The sequence below is a fragment of the Stutzerimonas stutzeri genome (genome assembly GCF_013522825.1).
Lineage (GTDB): Bacteria > Pseudomonadota > Gammaproteobacteria > Pseudomonadales > Pseudomonadaceae > Stutzerimonas > Stutzerimonas stutzeri_AK.
Map to the genome: position 1 here is coordinate 31,750 of NZ_JAAMQZ010000010.1, position 18,017 is coordinate 49,766.

The following is an 18,017-nucleotide window of genomic DNA, read 5'->3' on the forward strand; positions in this document are numbered from 1 at the left end:
AAGTCCCTCAGAAGCCGGATATCCCTGCCTGACGCAGACGTTCGCGCAGCGGCTGCAGCTGTTCGGCGTTGAAGAAGGCCTGCAACTGGCGCGCCCGTGTCGCTCCGATGCCGGGCTCGGCTTGCCACTGGGCGGCGCTGCGGCCAGCCAGGGCGTGCCAGTCGCCAGTGGCGTCGAGTGCGAGGTTGGCCGGCAGGCCGAGGGCTTGCAGCCATTGCGCCAGCGGCCTGCTGCGCGCCTGAGTGAAGCTGTTGGCCATGGCATCGGCTCGCGTCTCGCCGATGCCGGCGACTTTTTGCAAGGCGTCTGCATCCAGCGCCAGCCAGGCGAGCAGGTCGGGCAGCAGACCGGCGTCCAGCAGTGCCTGCCAGCTTCCGGCGCCGATACCGGGGAGGTCGAGGCCTTTCTTGCCGCTCAGCCAGTGCAGCCGCGCGAGAAACTGCTGCCGGCAGCCGGGCGTGGGCTGCCAGCAGCTGTGCGGGTGATATTGCGCCGGATCGGGTGTGATCACGTCGGGACGTTCGCTGGCGCGCCAGATCACCCTGTCCAGTTGCGGGATGGTCTGGCCGGAGAGCGTGATGGAAACCTGATCGCCGGGGCGAATGTCCAGCGCCTGCCAGCGTTTCAGCGAGCCCAGGCTGAGCGTGCGGATGCGGCGGTCGTCCAGCTGTACCGGTTCGAGTTGCAGCAGCGGCGTGATCCGACCGCTGCGACCGATGCGAAACTCTACCGCGCGCACCTGCGCCAGTGCGCTGCGCGGCGGATACTTCCAGGCACTGGCCCAGTGCGGCTCGGCCTGCCAGCGCTCGGCGGGCGGTCGCTGGCTCTGGCGCAGCACCACGCCGTCGGTGGCGAAGGGCAGCGACTGGCGATACCAGTGGTTGCGCCAGTGCCGGGCCTGCTCGAAATCCGCCAGTGGCTGGGTGAAGCGCTGGCTATCGGCGAAACCCAGTGCCGCCAGACGTTCGAGTCGGGTCGGCATGGCCTGCGGGCCGTTGGGCCAGTCCCAGACGAACAGGCCGATAGCTGCCGCAGTGCGGGCGTCGAGGCGGTTTCTCGCCATGGCGCCGGCGACTTGGCTGCGCGCACCGCGGCCACCGGCCTCGGCCTGCACATGGTGTTCCAGTCGCCAGTAGAGTTCGCCCTGCAGGATCACCTCGCCGGAAGCTGGCAGTCGTTGCGGGATCGCGAGCAGTTGCCGGGCATTGGCGGTCCAGTCCTGGCCGCTGATGCCGTCGCCACGACTGATGGCCTGTTGCAGCAGACCATTGCGATAGATCAGGGTGACGGCCACGCCATCGACCTTGGGTTGAATCCACAGGTCCGAGCGCCGCTCGATCCAGTTGCGCACGGCAGCTTCGTCTGCGAGCTTGGCCAGCCCGGTCTGCCGGACAGGGTGGCTCAGTGGGCCGGCGGCACCGGCCAGCGGATCGGCTTGCTGATGGCTCGCCGCAGAAAAACAGCGTTGCCAGTCGAGCAGGCGGGCGCGGCTCTGGTCGTAGATATCATCATCGACCAGCGACAGGCCGCGTTGGTGATAGGCTTCGTCCCAGAAGGCCAGTCGTTGCCGCAGGTCGAGGATTTCCCGCTGCGCGTGCCCGGCGCTCCAGTCGGGGCAGGCGGCCAGACAGAAGGGCGAAACGAGACATAGCGCTAGTGCGATCGGTTTTTTCATACTGAGCGTCCTTGCTCCGCTAGAGGATGCCTCGGCGCCGAGGCCGAGCCGCAACCATTGTCACTCCGTTCGTGGCGGTTGACTGTGCGTCAGCGCATATCGAACAGTTCCTGATGGAAATCCTCCGCTGCCAGGCCGCGCTGTTGCAGGTCCTTGCGCAGGTCGCGGGCGAAGCCCGTCGGGCCACAGAACCAGATATCGCAATCCTGCCAGTGCGGCGCCAGCTGCCGCAGACGGTCGGGCGTCAGGCGTCCGTCCTGGCTGGCCACCAGCACATGCAGGCGTACCCTGGCCTGTTCGGCCAGTCGCCGGACGCGCTCGATGAAGCCGTTGTCCGGTGCGCTGGTGCTGTAGAAAAGATCGACATTGGCCTCGTTGCCGCTGTCGGCCAGCGCCTGTAGCCGACCGATAAAGGGCGCGATGCCGATGCCGCCAGCCACCCAGATCTGCCCTGGCTTGTCGCCGCAGAAGTCGAAGCAGCCGTAGGGGCCTTCAACCTTGACCGGATCACCCACGCGCAGGATTTGCGGCAGGGTGCTGGTGTAATCGCCGAGGCCCTTGATGGAAAACGCCAGCCTGCCGTCATTGCGCCATGCCGAGGACAGGCTGAAGGGATGTGGGCCTTCCTTGCTGTCGAAGGTGACGAAGGCGAACTGCCCGGCCTTGTGCCCGGGCCAGGCGCCATCGAGCATGATCTCGACCCGCAGGACGTGGTTGTCGCGGTGATGGGTCAGGCTTTCGATACGACCGACCACCTGATGCTTGCGACCGATGCGGCGTGTCAGGGAAATAAAGGCGGCTACGCTGCCCGCGACCATCATGACGATCAGCGCCACGCCCAGCGGCGAACTCCACCAGGCCGGCGGCGTCAGCACCACCGAATGCAGCACGAATGCCAGATAGAGCAGTGCCAGCCAGCGGTGGGTCCTGAAGAACCAGCGGTAGGGGAAGCGCTTGATCAGCGCCAGCGCGAGCAGGGTCGCCGCCGCATAGAAGGCCCACTCGCCGATATCCTCGGCGGTGCCGCGAAAGCTGCGCAGCAGGCCGAAAAATCCCTCGATTTGCTGGGCACCGCCCTTGTCGGGCTTTTGCAGCCAGCCGAAACCCACCAGCCATTTCGGGATCTGCCCCCAGGCCCAGTGAAAGGTGCCGATCACCAGAGCGCTGATGCCCAGCCATTTGTGCAGCCGGTAAGTCTTGTCGAGGCCGTCGAAAAAGCGCTCGAAGCGGCCCGGTCGCGCGGCCAGCACCATCGCCACGCTCATCACGCCGATGGCCAGTACGCCGCTGTATTCGACCAGCATCTTGCGGATCGGCCAGAAGTGGTAACGCGGCAGCAGGAAATCATCGACCAGCAGCCACAGCAGCGTCAGACTGACGAGCAGTGCCACGAAGGTGAGCTTTATCTGCTTCATTACAGGCAGGCCTCCCTTGTGCGCCGGCACGAACGCCGGGTTTCGCTCAGCATGCCTGCAGTGTCGGAAGCAGGCCATGATCGTGGTCAGCAGTGTCTAAATGGCCTGTATGAAAGCCGCGCACGCTTTGCCTATACAATCCTGCCTCGATTCCTCTGGAGAGACGATTCCGTGCAACCCGTGATCAGCATCGAACAGCTGAGCAAGACCTATGCAACCGGGCATCCGGCGCTGAAAAACATCGACCTGCAGATCCGCAAGGGCGAGATTTTCGCCCTGCTCGGCCCCAACGGCGCCGGCAAGACCACGCTGATCAGCATCATCTGCGGCATCGTCAATCCCGGCGGTGGGCGGGTGCTGGTCGATGGCCATGACATCGTCCGCGACTACCGCGCGGCGCGCTCGAAGATCGGCCTGGTGCCGCAGGAGCTGTACAACGAAGGCTTCGAGAGCGTCTGGGCGACGGTGCGCTTTTCCCGTGGGTTGTTCGGCAAGAAACCCGATGATGCGCATCTGGAGAAGGTCCTGCGCGACCTCTCGCTGTGGGACAAGCGCGATGCACGCATCCTCGACCTCTCCGGCGGCATGAAGCGCCGGGTGATGATCGCCAAGGCGCTGTCCCACGAGCCGGCGGTCCTGTTTCTCGACGAGCCGACGGCGGGCGTCGACGTCGAGCTGCGGCGGGATATGTGGGCGATGGTGCGCGGCCTGCGTGAGCGTGGTGTGACCATCATCCTCACCACCCACTACATCGAGGAAGCCGAGGAAATGGCCGACCGCATCGGCGTGATCCGCAAGGGTGAGATCATTCTGGTGGAGGACAAGGACGTGCTGATGCACAAGCTCGGCAAGAAGCAGCTCACGCTGATCCTTCAGCAGCCGCTGAGCGCGCTGCCGGCTGGGCTCGAGGCTTTCCAGCTGGCGCTTTCCGCCGAGGGAACGCAACTGGTCTACACCTTCGATGCCCAGCACGAGCACACCGGCATCGCCGAGCTGCTCAGACGCCTGGGCGAGCGGGGCATCGACTTCAAGGACCTGCAGTCGAGCCAGAGTTCGCTGGAAGAAATCTTCGTCAGTCTGGTCAAGGGCAGCCGCACATGAATTTTTACGCGATCCGCGCCATCTACCTGTTCGAGCTGGCGCGTACCTGGCGCACCCTGCTGCAGAGCATCGCCACGCCGGTGATCTCCACCTCGCTGTATTTCGTGGTGTTCGGCTCGGCCATCGGCGCGCGGATGGAGGCCATGCACGGCATTCCCTACGCCGCCTTCATCATTCCCGGCCTGATCATGATGGCGCTGCTCACCGAGAGCATTTCCAACGCCTCGTTCGGCATCTATATGCCGCGCTATTCGGGGACCATCTACGAGGTGCTGTCGGCGCCGGTGTCCTATGTGGAAATCGTCATCGGCTACGTCGGTGCGGCGGCGACCAAGTCGATCATCCTCGGCGTGATCATCCTGCTCACCGCACGGCTGTTCGTCGATTACGAAATCCAGCACCCGCTGCTGATGGCGCTGTTCCTGGTGCTGACGGCGGTGACCTTCTGCCTGTTCGGCTTCATCATCGGCATCTGGGCCGATGGTTGGGAAAAGCTGCAGATCGTGCCGTCGCTGATCGTCATGCCGCTGGCCTTCCTCGGCGGCAGCTTCTATTCCATCGAGATGCTGCCGCCGCTGTGGCAGAAGATCACCCTGTTCAACCCGGTGGTGTACCTGATCAGCGGCTTCCGCTGGAGCTTCTACGGCGTCTCGGACATCGGCGTCGGCATCAGCCTGGCGATGATCCTCGGTTTTCTTGCGCTGTGCCTGGGGTTGATCTGGTGGATCTTCCGCACCGGTTACCGGCTGAAGAACTGACGCCCAACAAAAAGCCCCGCGCGGTCTTCACCGGCGGGGCTTTTTTCTGCTGCTGTAGGGCGGATCACGCTTCATCGATCCACCGGGTGGCGATCCACCGAGCGGAGCCGCGGTGGATGTAAAAAGCGACATCCACCCTACGCTTGTCGCTGCCTTACAGACCTGCGGCAGCGCGCAGGGCGTCGGCCTTGTCGGTCTTTTCCCAGGTGAAGGCGGTGAAGGTGTCGCTGCCCACCGTCATTTCAATCGGGGTACGACCGAAGTGGCCGTAGGCGGCGGTAGCCTGGTACATCGGGTGCAGCAGGTCGAGCATGGTGGTGATGGCGTAGGGGCGCAGGTCGAAGACGTCGCGCACCAGCTGGATGATCTTCTCTTCGGCGATCTTGTGGGTGCCGAAGGTGTTGATCGAGATCGAGGTCGGCAACGCCACGCCGATGGCATAGGAGACCTGGATTTCGCAGCGCTCGGCCAGGCCGGCGGCGACGATGTTCTTGGCCACGTAACGCCCGGCGTAGGCCGCCGAGCGGTCGACCTTGGACGGGTCCTTGCCGGAGAAGGCGCCGCCGCCGTGACGGGCCATGCCGCCGTAGGTGTCGACGATGATCTTGCGCCCGGTCAGGCCGCAGTCGCCCACCGGGCCGCCGATAACGAACTGGCCGGTGGGGTTGATGTGGTACTGGGTGTCCTTGTGCAGCAGTTCGGCGGGCAGGCAGTGCTTGACGATCAGCTCCATCACCGCTTCGCGCAGGTCGTTCTGCTTCACTTCCGGGTTGTGCTGGGTGGACAGCACCACGGCGTCGATGCCTACCACCTTGCCGCCCTCGTAGCGGCAGGTGACCTGGCTCTTGGCATCCGGACGCAGCCAGGGCAGCAGGCCGTTCTTGCGCGCTTCGGCCTGGCGCTCGACCAGACGGTGGGAGAAGCAGATCGGCGCCGGCATCAGCACGTCGGTCTCGTTGCTGGCGTAACCGAACATCAGGCCCTGGTCGCCGGCGCCCTGGTCTTCCGGTTTGGAGCGGTCGACGCCCTGGGCGATGTCCACCGACTGCTTGCCGATGATGTTGAGTACGCCGCAGGTGGCGCCGTCGAAGCCGACTTCCGAGCTGGTATAGCCGATATCGATGATGACGTCGCGAACGATCTGTTCCAGATCGACCCAGGCGTTGGTGGTGACTTCGCCGGCGACGATCGCCACACCGGTCTTGACCAGGGTTTCGCAGGCCACGCGGGCGTGCTTGTCCTCGGCGATGATGGCATCCAGCACCGCATCGGAGATCTGGTCGGCGATCTTGTCCGGGTGCCCTTCGGACACGGACTCGGAGGTGAAAATCGAGTATTCGCTCATCTATCGGTTTCCTGTTACCGGTGGGTGAGTCGGTTGTCAGCGGCAGGCCGGGAGAAGTGCCGCGCCTGGATCTGAAAACCGTTCTTCAAGCCAATGTAGAGACTCTCGCCGGGCGTGAGCCCTGCAGCATCGGCCCAGTGGGCCAGATCGTCCTGTTCGAAGCCCAGCCAGAGATCGCCGCAGGCCTCCCTGGCCCAGCTCTGGTTATGGCTGCACAGCTCGGTGATCAGCAGGCTGCCGCCCGCCTTCACCAGTCGTGCCAGTTGTTTCATCGCCTCGCCCGGTGCCGCCAGATGGTGCAGGACCATGTTCAGCACCACGCAATCGGCTGCCGGGCAATCGTCTTGCAGGGCATCGGCGAGCTTCAGTTCGACGTTGCCCAGGCCTTCCTGTTCACAATGGTTGCACGCCAGCTCCAGCATCGCCGGGCTGTTGTCCAGCGCCACCACACGGGCGAAGCGCCGGGCCAGCTCGGGCAGGAAGCTGCCGTCGCCGGGGCCGACTTCCAGGGCCGTGGCGCTGGTGTCCAGATTCAGTGCATCGAGCAGCGCCAGCACGCTGTCGCGGTACTGCGGCAGCCCGGCGATCAGGTCCTGGCGCGCCTGGAAGCTGTCGGCCATGCGCGCGAAGAAATCCTCGCTGACGGCGCTGCGCTGGGCGTGTACCGCCGCGATCCGGGCCTGCACATCGACCGGCAGAACCAGCTGGTCGACCTCTTCCAGCAATGCCGCGTGCAGTGTGCCACCGAGGCTGTCGCTCTGGGGCAGGGCGCGGCGATAGAAGATCGCATTGCCTTCGCGCCGCGTTGCCAGCAGACCGGCCTGGGTCAGCACCTTGAGGTGATGGCTGATGCCGGACTGGCCGGTGGCGAAAATCTGCGCCAGCTCCAGTACGCCAAATGAATCGCTGGCCAGCGCCCGCAATACCCTCAGGCGCAATGCATCACCGCCGGCCTTGCACAGGGCGGCGAGCTGGTCGCTGTCATCGGCTGAAATTCGGGAAATGCGCAGGCTCATGGAGGCGCAGTCTAGTCGCAGGTTTTTCGTCCAGCAACGGCAATATCAAAATATTTTGATATTGGACAGGCTGGGTCGTCAGCCTGCCAGATTGCCGATTCCCATTGCGCAGGAAGTCAGACCAAGCCCCAGCAGGCAGAGGTTGGGCAGGATATGCAGCAGTCGCTGCATGTTCTGGCTGCCGCCGAGGCGTCGCGACAGCAGGCTGTAGGCCAGCAGGACGCTCAGGTCGATGCTCACCCAGATGGCGATCAGCGTTGTCGCCTGGCTGGCGAAGGACTGCGTGGGCAGGATGAAGGTGGGCAGGAAGGCGAGAAAGAACAGGATGTCCTTGGGGTTCGACAAGCCTACGATCAAGGCCCGCCAGAAATGATGTGCATCGCTGCGCGGTCCTGAAGCGGCTTCGCCATCGCCGCACAGGCCGTTCGCGCCAAGCCAGAGCAGATAGAGCCCGCCGAGCACCTGGCCCCATTCGAGGATGAACGGCTCCAGGCCCAGCGCCAGATGGATCAGCAACAGTGCGGCGCTCAACAGAATCAGTGCGGAGATCGCGCCGCCGAGAATGGTCCACAGGGGCCAGCGTTGCCGGGCGTCGCTTACCACCAGCGCCACCACCGGGCCGGGCGAGGCGATCAGTACGGCGACTGCGGCGGCGAAGCCGAGGTAGGTGCCGGTCATGGCTTGCAAGGCTCGTTGTGCATGGCATTCTCCAATGAGTTTAATTGATGAGTCTTTGCCGAGCTTGTTCAGCAAAGGCTCAAGGCCATCGTAGGGCCGAATTTATTCGGCCAAGGGCAGTTCCGAGCGAAGGCCGAATAAATTCGGCCCTACAAGTCAGGTTTTCATAACCGTAGGGCCGAACTTGTTCGGCCTTGTAGGTAAGGGCCGCGTGAAGTATTGAAAAAGAGGCCCACGCCTGAAAAATGGAAAAAACAACCGGAAAGGATGAGTTTTACTCATGACGATGCTAGCGCCACGCTTACCCCCGCTCTATGCCCTGCGCGCCTTCGAGGTGGCGGCGCGCCTGGGTTCGTTCACGCAGGCGGCCCACAGCCTGTGCATCACCCAGAGCGCCGTGAGCCGGCACGTGAAGACGCTGGAGGAACACCTCGGTTGCCAGCTGTTCGAGCGCTGCGGCTCGCGGCTGGCGTTGACCGACACCGGGCGGCGACTGGCGCAGGAGCTCAAGACGGGCTTCCGCACCCTTGAAAATGCCTGCGCCGCGGTTAGTCGCCGCCAGGGCGGCCTCAGGCTCAAGGCACCGTCGACGCTGACCATGCGCTGGCTGCTGGAGTCGCTGGAGAATTTCCATCTGGCCCAGCCGCACAGCCGCGTGCAGCTCACCAGCGTCTGGATGGACCTGGATACGGTGGACTTCCACAGCGAGCCCTTCGACTGCGCGATTCTGCTCGGCAACGGTGATTTTCCCGCCGACTGGCAGCGGCTCAAGCTCTTCGATGAATGGCTGGTGCCGGTCTGCGCGCCTGCGTTGTGTGGCGATGGGCCTTGGGCGCCGGGACAATTGGCCAATGCCGAACTGATCCACCCGTCGCGCGACTGCCGCGACTGGCGGCGCTGGTTGCAGCGGGTCGGGCTTGCCGATGCCGTCTCCTGGCAGCGGGGCGTCCTGTTCGACAGCCTGGAGCTGGGTATCTGCGCGGCGATCCAGGGTCGCGGGGTATCGGTGGCCGATCTGGCGCTGGTGAGTGCAGAGTTGCGCAGGGGTACGCTGGTGCTGCCGTTCGAGCAGGCGGTGCGTACCGGCGACAGCTACTATCTGGTCTGGCCCGCCGGTGGTGACGAGCCGGTCGCACTGGCGCACCTGCGTGAGCATCTGCTTCAGCATCTGCCGAAGATGGCCGATCAGCAGATCACCCTGCTGGACTGAGGTCTGAAAGGCGCGCAAGCCATTCAGTCATTGCTCCGCCGTCGCCACTGGGGGAAAATGCCGGCCTTTCCGTGATAGCCCCCGCAGGAGATTCAGCGATGCCCAGCCGTCGTGAGCGAGCCAATGCCATCCGCGCCCTCAGCATGGATGCCGTGCAGAAAGCCAACAGCGGCCACCCCGGTGCCCCCATGGGCATGGCGGACATCGCCGAAGTGCTCTGGCGCGACCACCTCAAGCACAGCCCCACCAATCCGCAGTGGGCCGACCGCGATCGCTTCGTGCTGTCCAACGGGCACGGCTCGATGCTGATCTATTCGCTGCTGCACCTGACCGGTTACGACCTGTCCATTGAAGACCTGAAGAATTTCCGTCAGCTGCACAGCAAGACCCCCGGCCATCCTGAGCTTGGCTACACCCCCGGCGTGGAAACCACCACCGGGCCGCTGGGCCAGGGTATCGCCAACGCTGTGGGCTTCGCCCTGGCCGAGAAGATCATGGCGGCGCAGTTCAACAAGCCCGGCCATGAAATCGTCGATCACAACACCTACGTGTTCCTCGGTGACGGCTGCATGATGGAAGGCATTTCCCATGAAGTCTGCTCGCTGGCTGGCACCCTGGGGCTGAACAAGCTCACCGCCTTCTACGACGACAACGGCATCTCCATCGATGGCGAAGTGCATGGCTGGTTTACCGACGACACCCCGCGTCGCTTCGAGGCCTACGGCTGGCAGGTGATCCGCAACGTCGACGGCCATGACGCCGACGAGATCCAGATCGCCATCGAGACCGCGCGTAAGAGCGATCGCCCGACGCTGATCTGCTGCAAGACCATCATCGGCTTCGGCTCGCCGAACAAGCAGGGCAAGGAAGACTCCCACGGCGCCGCCCTGGGCGAGGCCGAAATCGCCCTGACCCGCGAAGCGCTGGGCTGGAAGCACGGTCCGCTCGAGATTCCTGCCGAGATCTATGCCGAGTGGGATGCCAAGCAGAAGGGCGCCGATGCCGAAAACGAGTGGAACAAGCGTTTCGCTGCCTATGAAACCGAGTTTCCAGGGCTGGCATCCGAATTCAAGCGCCGCATGGCCGGCGAACTGCCCGCCGACTTCGCCGAGAAGGCCAGCGAATTCATTCGTGAAGTTGCGACCAAGGGCGAAACCATCGCCAGCCGCAAGGCCAGCCAGAACTGCCTGAATGCCTTCGGCCCGCTGCTGCCGGAACTGCTCGGCGGCTCGGCGGACCTGGCCGGCTCCAACCTGACCCTGTGGAAGGGCTGCAAGCCGGTGGTGCAGGAAGACGCCTCGGGCAACTACATGTACTACGGCGTGCGCGAGTTCGGCATGAGCGCCATCATGAACGGTGTCGCCCTGCACGGCGGCCTGATTCCCTACGGCGCGACTTTCCTGATGTTCATGGAGTACGCGCGCAACGCCGTGCGCATGTCGGCGTTGATGAAGCAGCGCGTGCTCTATGTCTTCACCCACGACTCCATCGGCCTTGGCGAAGACGGTCCGACCCACCAGCCCATCGAACAGCTGACCAGCCTGCGCACCACGCCGAACCTGGACACCTGGCGTCCGGCGGATACTGTCGAATCGGCGGTGGCCTGGAAACATGCCGTCGAGCGCAAGGATGGCCCGAGCGCGCTGATCTTCTCGCGTCAGAACCTGCCGTACCACATCCGCGACAACGAAACCGAAGCGGCCATTTCCCGTGGCGGCTACATCCTCAAGAACTGCGCAGGCGAGCCGGAACTGATCTTTATCGCCACCGGCTCGGAAGTGAGCCTGGCGGTCGAAGCCGCCGACCGGCTGACCGCGCAGGGGCGCAAGGTGCGCGTGGTGTCCATGCCCTGCACCAGCGTGTTCGATGCTCAGGACGCTGCCTGGAAGCAGGCCGTGCTGCCGGTGGAAGTCGGTGCGCGCATCGCCATCGAAGCGGCGCACGCGGACTACTGGTACAAGTATGTCGGCCTCGACGGTCGCATCATCGGCATGACCACCTACGGCGAATCGGCTCCGGCTGGCCAGCTGTTCGAGGCGTTCGGCTTTACCGTCGATAACGTGCTGGCGGTGGCTGAAGAGCTGCTGGAAGACTAAAAGACGCTGGAGGCTGGAGGCTGAAGGCTGAACGAGAAACGGCAGCGAGCTGCTTTTTCGTCCAGCCTTCAGCCTTAAGCCTTCAAGCGGCTTGAAACAGGCCGAATATCCATGCCGCAACAGCGTCCTCGTCCTTATCGCATCGCCCTCAACGGCTACGGCCGCATTGGCCGCTGCGTGCTGCGCGCCTTCTACGAGCGCGGCGCGGCGTCCGATTTTCAGTTCGTCGCGCTGAACGACCTGGCCGACATGGCCAGCCTGGAATACCTCACCCGTTTCGACTCCACCCATGGCCGCTTTCCCGGCGAGGTGGGCGTGGACGGCGATTGCCTGCATATCAATGGCGATTGCGTGAAGGTGCTGCGCGAATCGACGCCGGAAGCCATCGACTGGCGCGCACTGGGTGTGGACCTGGTGCTGGAGTGCTCCGGCGCCTACAACACGCGCGCCGGCGGCCAGCGCTTTCTCGATGCCGGCGTGCCACGGGTACTGTTCTCCCAGCCCATGAGCGGGGCCGGCGACGTCGATGCCACTGTGGTGATGGGCGTCAATCATCAGCAACTGAGCGGTACCGAGCGGCTGGTGTCCAACGCTTCCTGCACCACCAACTGCGGCGTGCCGCTGCTCAAGTTGCTCAACGATGCGGTGGGCATCGAGTATGCCTCGATCACCACCATTCATTCGGCGATGAACGATCAGCCGGTGATCGACGCCTACCACCACGATGACCTGCGCCGCACCCGCTCGGCCTTCCAGTCGGTGATCCCGGTGTCCACCGGTCTGGCGCGCGGCATCGAACGGCTGCTGCCGGAACTCTCCGGACGGATTCAGGCCAAAGCCGTGCGGGTGCCGACGGTGAACGTGTCCTGCCTGGATATCACCTTGCAGACATCACGCAATACCGATGCGCACACCATCAATCGGGTGCTGCGTGAAGCCGCCGAATCCGGGCCGCTGAAGGGCCTTCTGGCATACACCGAACTGCCCCATGCCAGTTGCGATTTCAACCATGATCCGCATTCGGCCATCGTTGATGGCAGCCTGACGCGGGTTTCCGGTCCGAGATTGGTGAACCTGCTGGCCTGGTTCGACAACGAGTGGGGCTTCGCCAATCGCATGCTGGATGTCACTGATCATTACTTGCGCGTGGCCCACCGCGCCTGAATCGCCGTTCTTGAATTTAAGGAAGACCCCATGACCGTTTTGAAGATGACCGACCTCGACCTGCAGGGTAAGCGCGTGCTGATTCGCGAGGACCTCAACGTGCCTGTGAAGGATGGCGCGGTGAAGAGCGATGCACGCATCCTGGCCTCGCTGCCGACCATCCGGCTGGCGCTGGAGAAGGGCGCGGCGGTGCTGGTCTGCTCGCATCTTGGGCGCCCCGAAGAGGGCGTGTTCAGCGAGGAAGACAGCCTCAAGCCGGTGGCCGACTACCTGAGCAAGGCGCTGAATCGCGAAGTGCCGCTGGTCCGCGACTATCTCCATGGCGTCGAAGTGAAGCCCGGTGAGCTGGTGCTGCTGGAAAACGTGCGCTTCAACCAGGGCGAAAAGAAGAACACCGACGAGCTGGCGCAGAAATACGCCGCGCTGTGCGACGTCTTCGTCATGGATGCCTTCGGCACCGCCCACCGCGCCCAGGGCTCGACTCACGGCGTGGCCAAGTTCGCCGATATCGCCTGTGCCGGCCCGCTGCTGGCCGCCGAGCTGGATGCGCTGGGCAAGGCGCTGAAGAGCCCGGCCAAGCCGATGGCCGCCATCGTCGCCGGCTCCAAGGTCTCGACCAAACTGGACGTGCTGAACAGCCTCAGCCAGGTCTGCGACCAGCTGATCGTTGGCGGCGGTATCGCCAACACCTTCCTGGCTGCCGCGGGTTTCCCGGTGGGCAAGTCGCTGTACGAAGCCGACCTGGTCGACACCGCCAAGGCCATCGCGGCCAAGGTCAGCGTGCCGCTGCCGGTGGACGTGGTGGTGGCCAAGGCCTTCGCCGAGGATGCCGAAGCGACGGTCAAGGCGGTGGGCGAGGTGGCCGAGGACGACATGATTCTCGACATCGGCCCGCAGACCGCGGCCAATTTCGCCGAGCTGCTCAAGTCCTCGAAGACCATTCTCTGGAACGGCCCGGTCGGTGTGTTCGAGTTCGATCAGTTCGGCAACGGTACCAAGGTGCTGGCTGAAGCCATCGCCGAAAGCCCGGCGTTCTCCATCGCCGGTGGTGGCGACACCCTGGCGGCCATCGACAAATACGGCGTGGGCGAGCGGATTTCCTACATCTCCACCGGTGGTGGCGCCTTCCTCGAATTCGTCGAAGGCAAGGTGCTGCCCGCCGTGGAAGTGTTGGAGCAGCGCGCCGCGCAATAAGCCAGGCAGCCCATGCAGGGCTCGCGCTACGGCGTAATGGTTCGATAAAAAGCGCTGGAGGCTGGAAAGCTGAACGAGAAAACGCAGACCCTGGAGTCAGGTGGCTGTTCGTCCAGCCTTCAGCTTTCCAGCGCTGTTTCGGCTTTTTGGACGCGTAGCGCGATTGCCCTGGCAACCCCCGACGCTTGATGCTGTCTCTGTTCTGTCCGATCACGGAATGGAGACTCACCATGCGTTATGCCGCAATTGCTGTTTGTTGCCTGGGGCTGGCCGGTTGTGCCGGTGGCGCGCCGGATTCGGCCTGCGAAGTGTTCGCGCCGCCGCCGGTGGAAAGTCCGACCGCACAGGGAGATCAGCGGATGCAGATGCAAAGTACCGGCGACCCTACCGCCGGCACCGCCGCCGATGCACAGGATTGCTGATGGGCCGGAGTGCGCCCACCCAAGGAGCTGTGATGAAAGGTCTGTTCGTGCTGATGGCGGCCATGCTGCTCGGTGGCTGCCATCATTGGCAGTCCGGCCCCGATGCGCCCTTCGTGCGCTGGAAATGCCAGAGCCAGCAGAACATTGCCTGGCGTTACGCGGATGCCGAACGCCAGAGCGTGGATCTGAAGATCGGCAACAGCGAGAAGGTTCATCATCTGCGCAAGGAACCCGCTACCCGTGGTGCTTTCTATAGCGATGGCGTGGTGGCTTTCCATGACAAGGGCAACCAGGCGCTGGTTTACCGACTGGCCGATGACAAGCTGCTGGCTCATGGTTGCAGTGCTTCGCTGATTACTTTTTGATGCCGTAATTGTCGCGGGAGCTTGGCTGCGATTTACCGCTCCTGATGGCTTTTGCCTCATCCACCACTACAATGCCGCGCCATACCGCGCGGTGCTTGAACAGCGCCGGCCTCTGCGGCAGGCTTTACCGGGCCGTTGAAAAACATAGATAGTTTTTCAACGGCCTGTTACACGATCAAACGACCCAAACCGGGAGAAAGGAAAACATGGCACTTATCAGCATGCGCCAGATGCTCGACCACGCCGCCGAATTCGGCTACGGCGTGCCGGCCTTCAACGTCAACAACCTCGAGCAAATGCGCGCCATCATGGAAGCGGCCGACAAAACGGACTCCCCGGTGATCGTTCAGGCTTCCGCCGGTGCGCGTAAATACGCCGGCGCGCCTTTTCTGCGCCACCTGATCCTGGCGGCGATCGAAGAATTCCCGCATATCCCTGTGTGCATGCACCAGGACCATGGCACCAGCCCGGATGTCTGCCAGCGCTCGATCCAGCTCGGCTTCAGCTCGGTGATGATGGACGGCTCGCTGCGTGAAGACGGCAAGACGCCCGCCGACTACGACTACAACGTCCGCGTGACCCAGCAGACCGTAGCCTTCGCCCATGCCTGCGGCGTGTCCGTGGAGGGTGAGCTGGGTTGCCTCGGCAGCCTGGAGACCGGCATGGCTGGCGAGGAAGACGGCGTCGGCGCCGAAGGCGTGCTCGACCACAGCCAGCTGCTGACCGACCCGGAAGAGGCTGCCGACTTCGTCGCCAGAACCAAGGTTGATGCCCTGGCCATCGCCATCGGTACCAGCCACGGCGCCTACAAGTTCACCAAACCGCCGACTGGCGACGTGCTGTCGATCCAGCGCATCAAGGAAATCCACGCGCGCATCCCCGACACCCACCTGGTGATGCACGGCTCTTCCTCGGTGCCCCAGGAGTGGCTGGCGATCATCAACCAGTACGGTGGCGACATCAAGGAAACCTATGGCGTGCCGGTCGAGGAAATCGTCGAGGGCATCAAGTACGGTGTGCGCAAGGTCAACATCGACACCGATCTGCGCCTGGCCTCCACCGGCGCCATTCGCCGCATGATGGCCGAGCAGCCGAGCGAGTTCGACCCGCGCAAGTTCTTCGCCAAGACCATCGAGGCCATGCGCGACATCTGCATCGCCCGTTACGAAGCCTTCGGCACCGCCGGCAATGCCAGCAAGATCAAGCCGATCTCCCTGGAAGGCATGTTCCAGCGCTACGCCAGCGGTGAGCTGGACCCGAAGATCAACTGATTCTTCGGTAAATGAAAAGCCCGCTCAATGCGGGCTTTTCATTGCTGCGCAGACGTTCAATCCGCCAGCAGCAGCCGAACCTGGTTGTACAGCGAGTCCAGCGAAAAGGGTTTGGCCAGTACTGGCGTAGTACGTGCGATGGCGCTGCCGGACTCATAGATCTCGATAGGGTAGCCGCTGATGAAGAGCACCTTGAGATCGGGACGCAGCTTGAGCGCAGGTTCGGCGATCATCACGCCCGAAACATTGCCCGGCAGGCGAAAGTCGGAAATCAGCAAATCGAGATGCGGCCTGGTCGCAATGATTTCAAAGGCCCTGGTCGAATTTTCGGCAGCCAGTACCCGATAGCCTTCGTCGGACAGATAGTCGCTCAGCAGATGGAGAATCTGTGGTTCGTCTTCGACAATCAGGACGACTTTTGCTGACGCTTGATTCATTGAGGCTTTCTCGATGTCTTCGAACGTACGGTGTCGATAATGGCAAGTCCTGATCTTCGACCGCCGGTGTTTCTTGGGTTCAGCAGGATCAGCCGTGCGGTCATCCCGCTGGGCAGGGCATAGGTCGGTCGAGGTTTCACAGACTGTTGCCAGGCAGTCATCGTTGCCCCAGCGTCGCGGTCGCAGGGTAGCAGCGCAATACGACAAACGGACACCATGGCGCCCGCTGACATGGCGCATGTTTCCTCCTTTTCTATGTGTGGTCCGAAAGTCTTGGCTGTAATCAATTCACTTCAGAATGCATGCTCTGTCATTAGCCTTCTTGCGTTTTGCATGGCTTCAAAGTGCCACTGTTCGCTGTATATATTTGATTTAAAAGGTTTTTTAATGTGAGTGCGTTGGCATGAAGGCTGCTCTGATTATGGGGGCTGGACCATAATCGGAGTACATAACAATGATCGTCGCTGAAAAAGTTCTCACTGCCGCTTTCCCCGAGTTTGAAGTACTGACCACCCAGCGTCCGGATGGCGGGTTGCTGCTGAGCCTGCGTAACGATGGCCGCGAGGTCATCAAGCGAGCGGTTTCCAAAGGACAGACGCAAACCGCAGTGCAGTTGGAGTGGGTCATCAGCTCGATTCGCCGAGACTTGGCCCTCGAGGCCGGAATGTCACCGGCCATTGCCCGTTTGCAGAGTCAGAGCCGCACACGGCTGCCCACTTACGATTACGCCTGAGCAAGCTAACGATCCGACCGGGCCGCAGAGTCCGGAGCGTCGTAAACCTGATAAGGATGAGGAATTTCGCATGAATGCCATTGACCTGCTGATCGAAGACCATGAACGAGTGAAAGAGATACTGACGCGCCTGACGGACAGCACGGAGCGGGCCGTCAAGACGCGCACCGAGCTGCTGGGCAAGCTTGAAATGGAAGTCACCATTCACACCCAGCTGGAAGAGCAGATCCTCTATCCCGCCTACAAGGAAGCCGGTGGCAAGGAAGAAGCGAAGATGTACCACGAGGCCAAGGAAGAGCACCGGGCCGTGGATGCCCTGGTACTGCCTGATCTCAAGGCGACGGACCCAGGCAGCCTGGAGTTTTCCGGGCGTGCCAAGGTGTGCAAGGAGCTGCTCGAGCATCACATAGAGGAGGAGGAATCGGAGATGTTCCCCACGGCTCGTGAGCTGTTCGACAAGGCCCGGTTGGAAGAGATGGGTGAGCAGATGGTCGAGCTGAGGAATCGTCTGAAGAAGGAATTCAGCGCCAGACAGGCCGCCTGAAGCATCTGGAGCTGATCTCGCTTCGGGCTTGTGACGATGCGGGATCAGGCTCTGGCTGGGCAATGACCTCGGGCCGGCATGGCGCATGCGGGGCACTCTGTCCCCCGCGCGGGGTCAATTGCCGAGAGGATCGTAGATCCGACTGTCGTCGGCGACCTGGCCGGCTCAATCTTTGGAGGTTTTTCCCATGCGTCTTGCTTATTTATCTGCACCGATTCTCGGTCTGTTGCTGGTTGGTTGTGGCCCGGATGAAGACCGTGAACGCGAGGTGCCGCCGCCGCAGCCAACCACCGAGCAGCCTGCCGCGCCCGTGCCTGGCACGCCGCCTGCCGATACCGGAACCACTGGCAGTGGCACGGGAACCGGCACTACCGGCACCACGGGCGGCGCTACCACTGGCACGGGCACGGCAGGTGGCGTGGAAACGAACAGCGGTACCGGTGTTGCCAATCCTGGCGCCATGGACAATTCCGATACGGATGGCAGCCTGGAAACCGAGCCGGGTACGGGGACTGGGCCTAACCCCACTGGCAGCGGGCAATAACAAGCCGTTGAAAAACTACCTGCGTTGGCAATACTGCGCCAAACAGCCT

Annotated in this window: 18 protein-coding genes; 12 read left to right on the forward strand and 6 right to left on the reverse strand. The window is 63.1% G+C overall.

Features of this window, described 5'->3' with window-relative positions:
* Positions 1–7: 7 nt before the first annotated feature.
* Both ligB and G7020_RS08400 read right to left on the reverse strand, forming a co-directional pair.
* A complete protein-coding gene (gene ligB / locus G7020_RS08395; RefSeq protein ID WP_181083660.1) occupies positions 8–1,675 on the reverse strand; it encodes an NAD-dependent DNA ligase LigB in 1,668 nt (555 codons plus the stop codon).
* A gap of 89 nt (positions 1,676–1,764) precedes the next feature.
* Positions 1,765–3,090, reverse strand: a complete 1,326-nt coding sequence (locus tag G7020_RS08400; protein ID WP_181083663.1) for a ferredoxin reductase family protein — start codon at positions 3,088–3,090, stop codon at positions 1,765–1,767.
* 171 nt (positions 3,091–3,261) lie between these two features.
* On the opposite strand from G7020_RS08400, the gene G7020_RS08405 reads away from it, so the two are divergent.
* Both G7020_RS08405 and G7020_RS08410 read left to right on the forward strand, forming a co-directional pair.
* On the forward strand, positions 3,262–4,191 hold the full coding sequence (locus G7020_RS08405; RefSeq protein WP_181083665.1) for an ATP-binding cassette domain-containing protein: 930 nt from the start codon (positions 3,262–3,264) through the stop codon (positions 4,189–4,191).
* Positions 4,188–4,949, forward strand: coding sequence for an ABC transporter permease (locus G7020_RS08410; protein WP_181083667.1), 762 nt, complete (start codon positions 4,188–4,190; stop codon positions 4,947–4,949). The genes G7020_RS08405 and G7020_RS08410 overlap by 4 nt, the downstream gene beginning before the upstream one ends.
* Positions 4,950–5,103: 154 nt before the next feature.
* Here G7020_RS08410 and metK read toward each other — a convergent pair whose 3' ends face one another.
* From metK to G7020_RS08425, 3 genes are all read right to left on the reverse strand, one after another.
* Positions 5,104–6,294, reverse strand: a complete 1,191-nt coding sequence (metK, locus tag G7020_RS08415) for a methionine adenosyltransferase (protein ID WP_181083669.1) — start codon at positions 6,292–6,294, stop codon at positions 5,104–5,106.
* A 14-nt stretch (positions 6,295–6,308) separates the two neighbouring features.
* A complete protein-coding gene (locus G7020_RS08420) occupies positions 6,309–7,310 on the reverse strand; it encodes an ArsR/SmtB family transcription factor (RefSeq protein ID WP_181083671.1) in 1,002 nt (333 codons plus the stop codon).
* Between the two features lie 78 nt (positions 7,311–7,388).
* Positions 7,389–7,988 (reverse strand): LysE family translocator, encoded by a 600-nt coding sequence (locus tag G7020_RS08425; RefSeq protein WP_181083673.1) that lies wholly within the window; start codon positions 7,986–7,988, stop codon positions 7,389–7,391.
* Positions 7,989–8,274: 286 nt separating this feature from the next.
* Between G7020_RS08425 and G7020_RS08430 the strand changes: the two genes are divergently transcribed.
* The 7 genes from G7020_RS08430 to fba all read left to right on the forward strand — a co-directional run bounded on the left by G7020_RS08430 (position 8,275) and on the right by fba (position 15,710).
* Positions 8,275–9,198 (forward strand): LysR substrate-binding domain-containing protein, encoded by a 924-nt coding sequence (locus G7020_RS08430; protein WP_181083811.1) that lies wholly within the window; start codon positions 8,275–8,277, stop codon positions 9,196–9,198.
* Between the two features lie 98 nt (positions 9,199–9,296).
* Positions 9,297–11,294, forward strand: coding sequence for a transketolase (gene tkt / locus G7020_RS08435; RefSeq protein ID WP_181083675.1), 1,998 nt, complete (start codon positions 9,297–9,299; stop codon positions 11,292–11,294).
* 111 nt (positions 11,295–11,405) lie between these two features.
* Positions 11,406–12,458 carry an erythrose-4-phosphate dehydrogenase gene (gene epd / locus G7020_RS08440; RefSeq protein ID WP_181083677.1) on the forward strand — a complete coding sequence of 351 codons (1,053 nt, stop codon included), beginning with the start codon at positions 11,406–11,408 and terminating at the stop codon, positions 12,456–12,458.
* A 30-nt stretch (positions 12,459–12,488) separates the two neighbouring features.
* The gene (locus G7020_RS08445) at positions 12,489–13,652 is read left to right on the forward strand and encodes a phosphoglycerate kinase (RefSeq protein WP_181083679.1); all 1,164 of its coding nucleotides are present in this window, start codon (positions 12,489–12,491) and stop codon (positions 13,650–13,652) included.
* 230 nt (positions 13,653–13,882) lie between these two features.
* Positions 13,883–14,074 (forward strand): hypothetical protein, encoded by a 192-nt coding sequence (locus G7020_RS08450; RefSeq protein WP_181083681.1) that lies wholly within the window; start codon positions 13,883–13,885, stop codon positions 14,072–14,074.
* 29 nt (positions 14,075–14,103) lie between these two features.
* Positions 14,104–14,439, forward strand: coding sequence for an MliC family protein (locus G7020_RS08455; RefSeq protein WP_181083813.1), 336 nt, complete (start codon positions 14,104–14,106; stop codon positions 14,437–14,439).
* Between the two features lie 206 nt (positions 14,440–14,645).
* Positions 14,646–15,710, forward strand: coding sequence for a class II fructose-bisphosphate aldolase (gene fba / locus G7020_RS08460; protein ID WP_181083683.1), 1,065 nt, complete (start codon positions 14,646–14,648; stop codon positions 15,708–15,710).
* A gap of 56 nt (positions 15,711–15,766) precedes the next feature.
* Here the strand turns inward: fba and G7020_RS08465 are convergent, their stop codons facing one another.
* On the reverse strand, positions 15,767–16,147 hold the full coding sequence (locus G7020_RS08465) for a response regulator (RefSeq protein WP_181083815.1): 381 nt from the start codon (positions 16,145–16,147) through the stop codon (positions 15,767–15,769).
* Positions 16,148–16,601: 454 nt separating this feature from the next.
* Between G7020_RS08465 and G7020_RS08470 the strand changes: the two genes are divergently transcribed.
* From G7020_RS08470 to G7020_RS08480, 3 genes are all read left to right on the forward strand, one after another.
* On the forward strand, positions 16,602–16,880 hold the full coding sequence (locus tag G7020_RS08470; RefSeq protein ID WP_181083685.1) for a DUF3509 domain-containing protein: 279 nt from the start codon (positions 16,602–16,604) through the stop codon (positions 16,878–16,880).
* 70 nt (positions 16,881–16,950) lie between these two features.
* Entirely contained in the window at positions 16,951–17,424 is a 474-nt protein-coding gene (locus G7020_RS08475; protein WP_181083687.1) for a hemerythrin domain-containing protein, read from the forward strand.
* A gap of 187 nt (positions 17,425–17,611) precedes the next feature.
* The gene (locus G7020_RS08480; RefSeq protein ID WP_181083689.1) at positions 17,612–17,968 is read left to right on the forward strand and encodes a hypothetical protein; all 357 of its coding nucleotides are present in this window, start codon (positions 17,612–17,614) and stop codon (positions 17,966–17,968) included.
* The last annotated feature ends 49 nt before the right edge of the window (positions 17,969–18,017 follow it).

What these genes read in the sequence shown, in the direction of transcription:
- fba (WP_181083683.1), top strand. Translation starts at nt 14,646, where the DNA reads ATGGCACTTATCAGCATGCGCCAGATGCTCGACCACGCCGCCGAATTC.
- G7020_RS08450 (WP_181083681.1), top strand. Translation starts at nt 13,883, where the DNA reads ATGCGTTATGCCGCAATTGCTGTTTGTTGCCTGGGGCTGGCCGGTTGT.
- metK (WP_181083669.1), bottom strand. Translation starts at nt 6,294, where the DNA reads ATGAGCGAATACTCGATTTTCACCTCCGAGTCCGTGTCCGAAGGGCAC.
- G7020_RS08470 (WP_181083685.1), top strand. Translation starts at nt 16,602, where the DNA reads ATGATCGTCGCTGAAAAAGTTCTCACTGCCGCTTTCCCCGAGTTTGAA.
- G7020_RS08475 (WP_181083687.1), top strand. Translation starts at nt 16,951, where the DNA reads ATGAATGCCATTGACCTGCTGATCGAAGACCATGAACGAGTGAAAGAG.
- G7020_RS08465 (WP_181083815.1), bottom strand. Translation starts at nt 16,147, where the DNA reads ATGAATCAAGCGTCAGCAAAAGTCGTCCTGATTGTCGAAGACGAACCA.
- epd (WP_181083677.1), top strand. Translation starts at nt 11,406, where the DNA reads ATGCCGCAACAGCGTCCTCGTCCTTATCGCATCGCCCTCAACGGCTAC.
- G7020_RS08425 (WP_181083673.1), bottom strand. Translation starts at nt 7,988, where the DNA reads ATGACCGGCACCTACCTCGGCTTCGCCGCCGCAGTCGCCGTACTGATC.
- ligB (WP_181083660.1), bottom strand. Translation starts at nt 1,675, where the DNA reads ATGAAAAAACCGATCGCACTAGCGCTATGTCTCGTTTCGCCCTTCTGT.
- G7020_RS08430 (WP_181083811.1), top strand. Translation starts at nt 8,275, where the DNA reads ATGCTAGCGCCACGCTTACCCCCGCTCTATGCCCTGCGCGCCTTCGAG.
- tkt (WP_181083675.1), top strand. Translation starts at nt 9,297, where the DNA reads ATGCCCAGCCGTCGTGAGCGAGCCAATGCCATCCGCGCCCTCAGCATG.
- G7020_RS08410 (WP_181083667.1), top strand. Translation starts at nt 4,188, where the DNA reads ATGAATTTTTACGCGATCCGCGCCATCTACCTGTTCGAGCTGGCGCGT.
- G7020_RS08400 (WP_181083663.1), bottom strand. Translation starts at nt 3,090, where the DNA reads ATGAAGCAGATAAAGCTCACCTTCGTGGCACTGCTCGTCAGTCTGACG.
- G7020_RS08445 (WP_181083679.1), top strand. Translation starts at nt 12,489, where the DNA reads ATGACCGTTTTGAAGATGACCGACCTCGACCTGCAGGGTAAGCGCGTG.
- G7020_RS08480 (WP_181083689.1), top strand. Translation starts at nt 17,612, where the DNA reads ATGCGTCTTGCTTATTTATCTGCACCGATTCTCGGTCTGTTGCTGGTT.
- G7020_RS08420 (WP_181083671.1), bottom strand. Translation starts at nt 7,310, where the DNA reads ATGAGCCTGCGCATTTCCCGAATTTCAGCCGATGACAGCGACCAGCTC.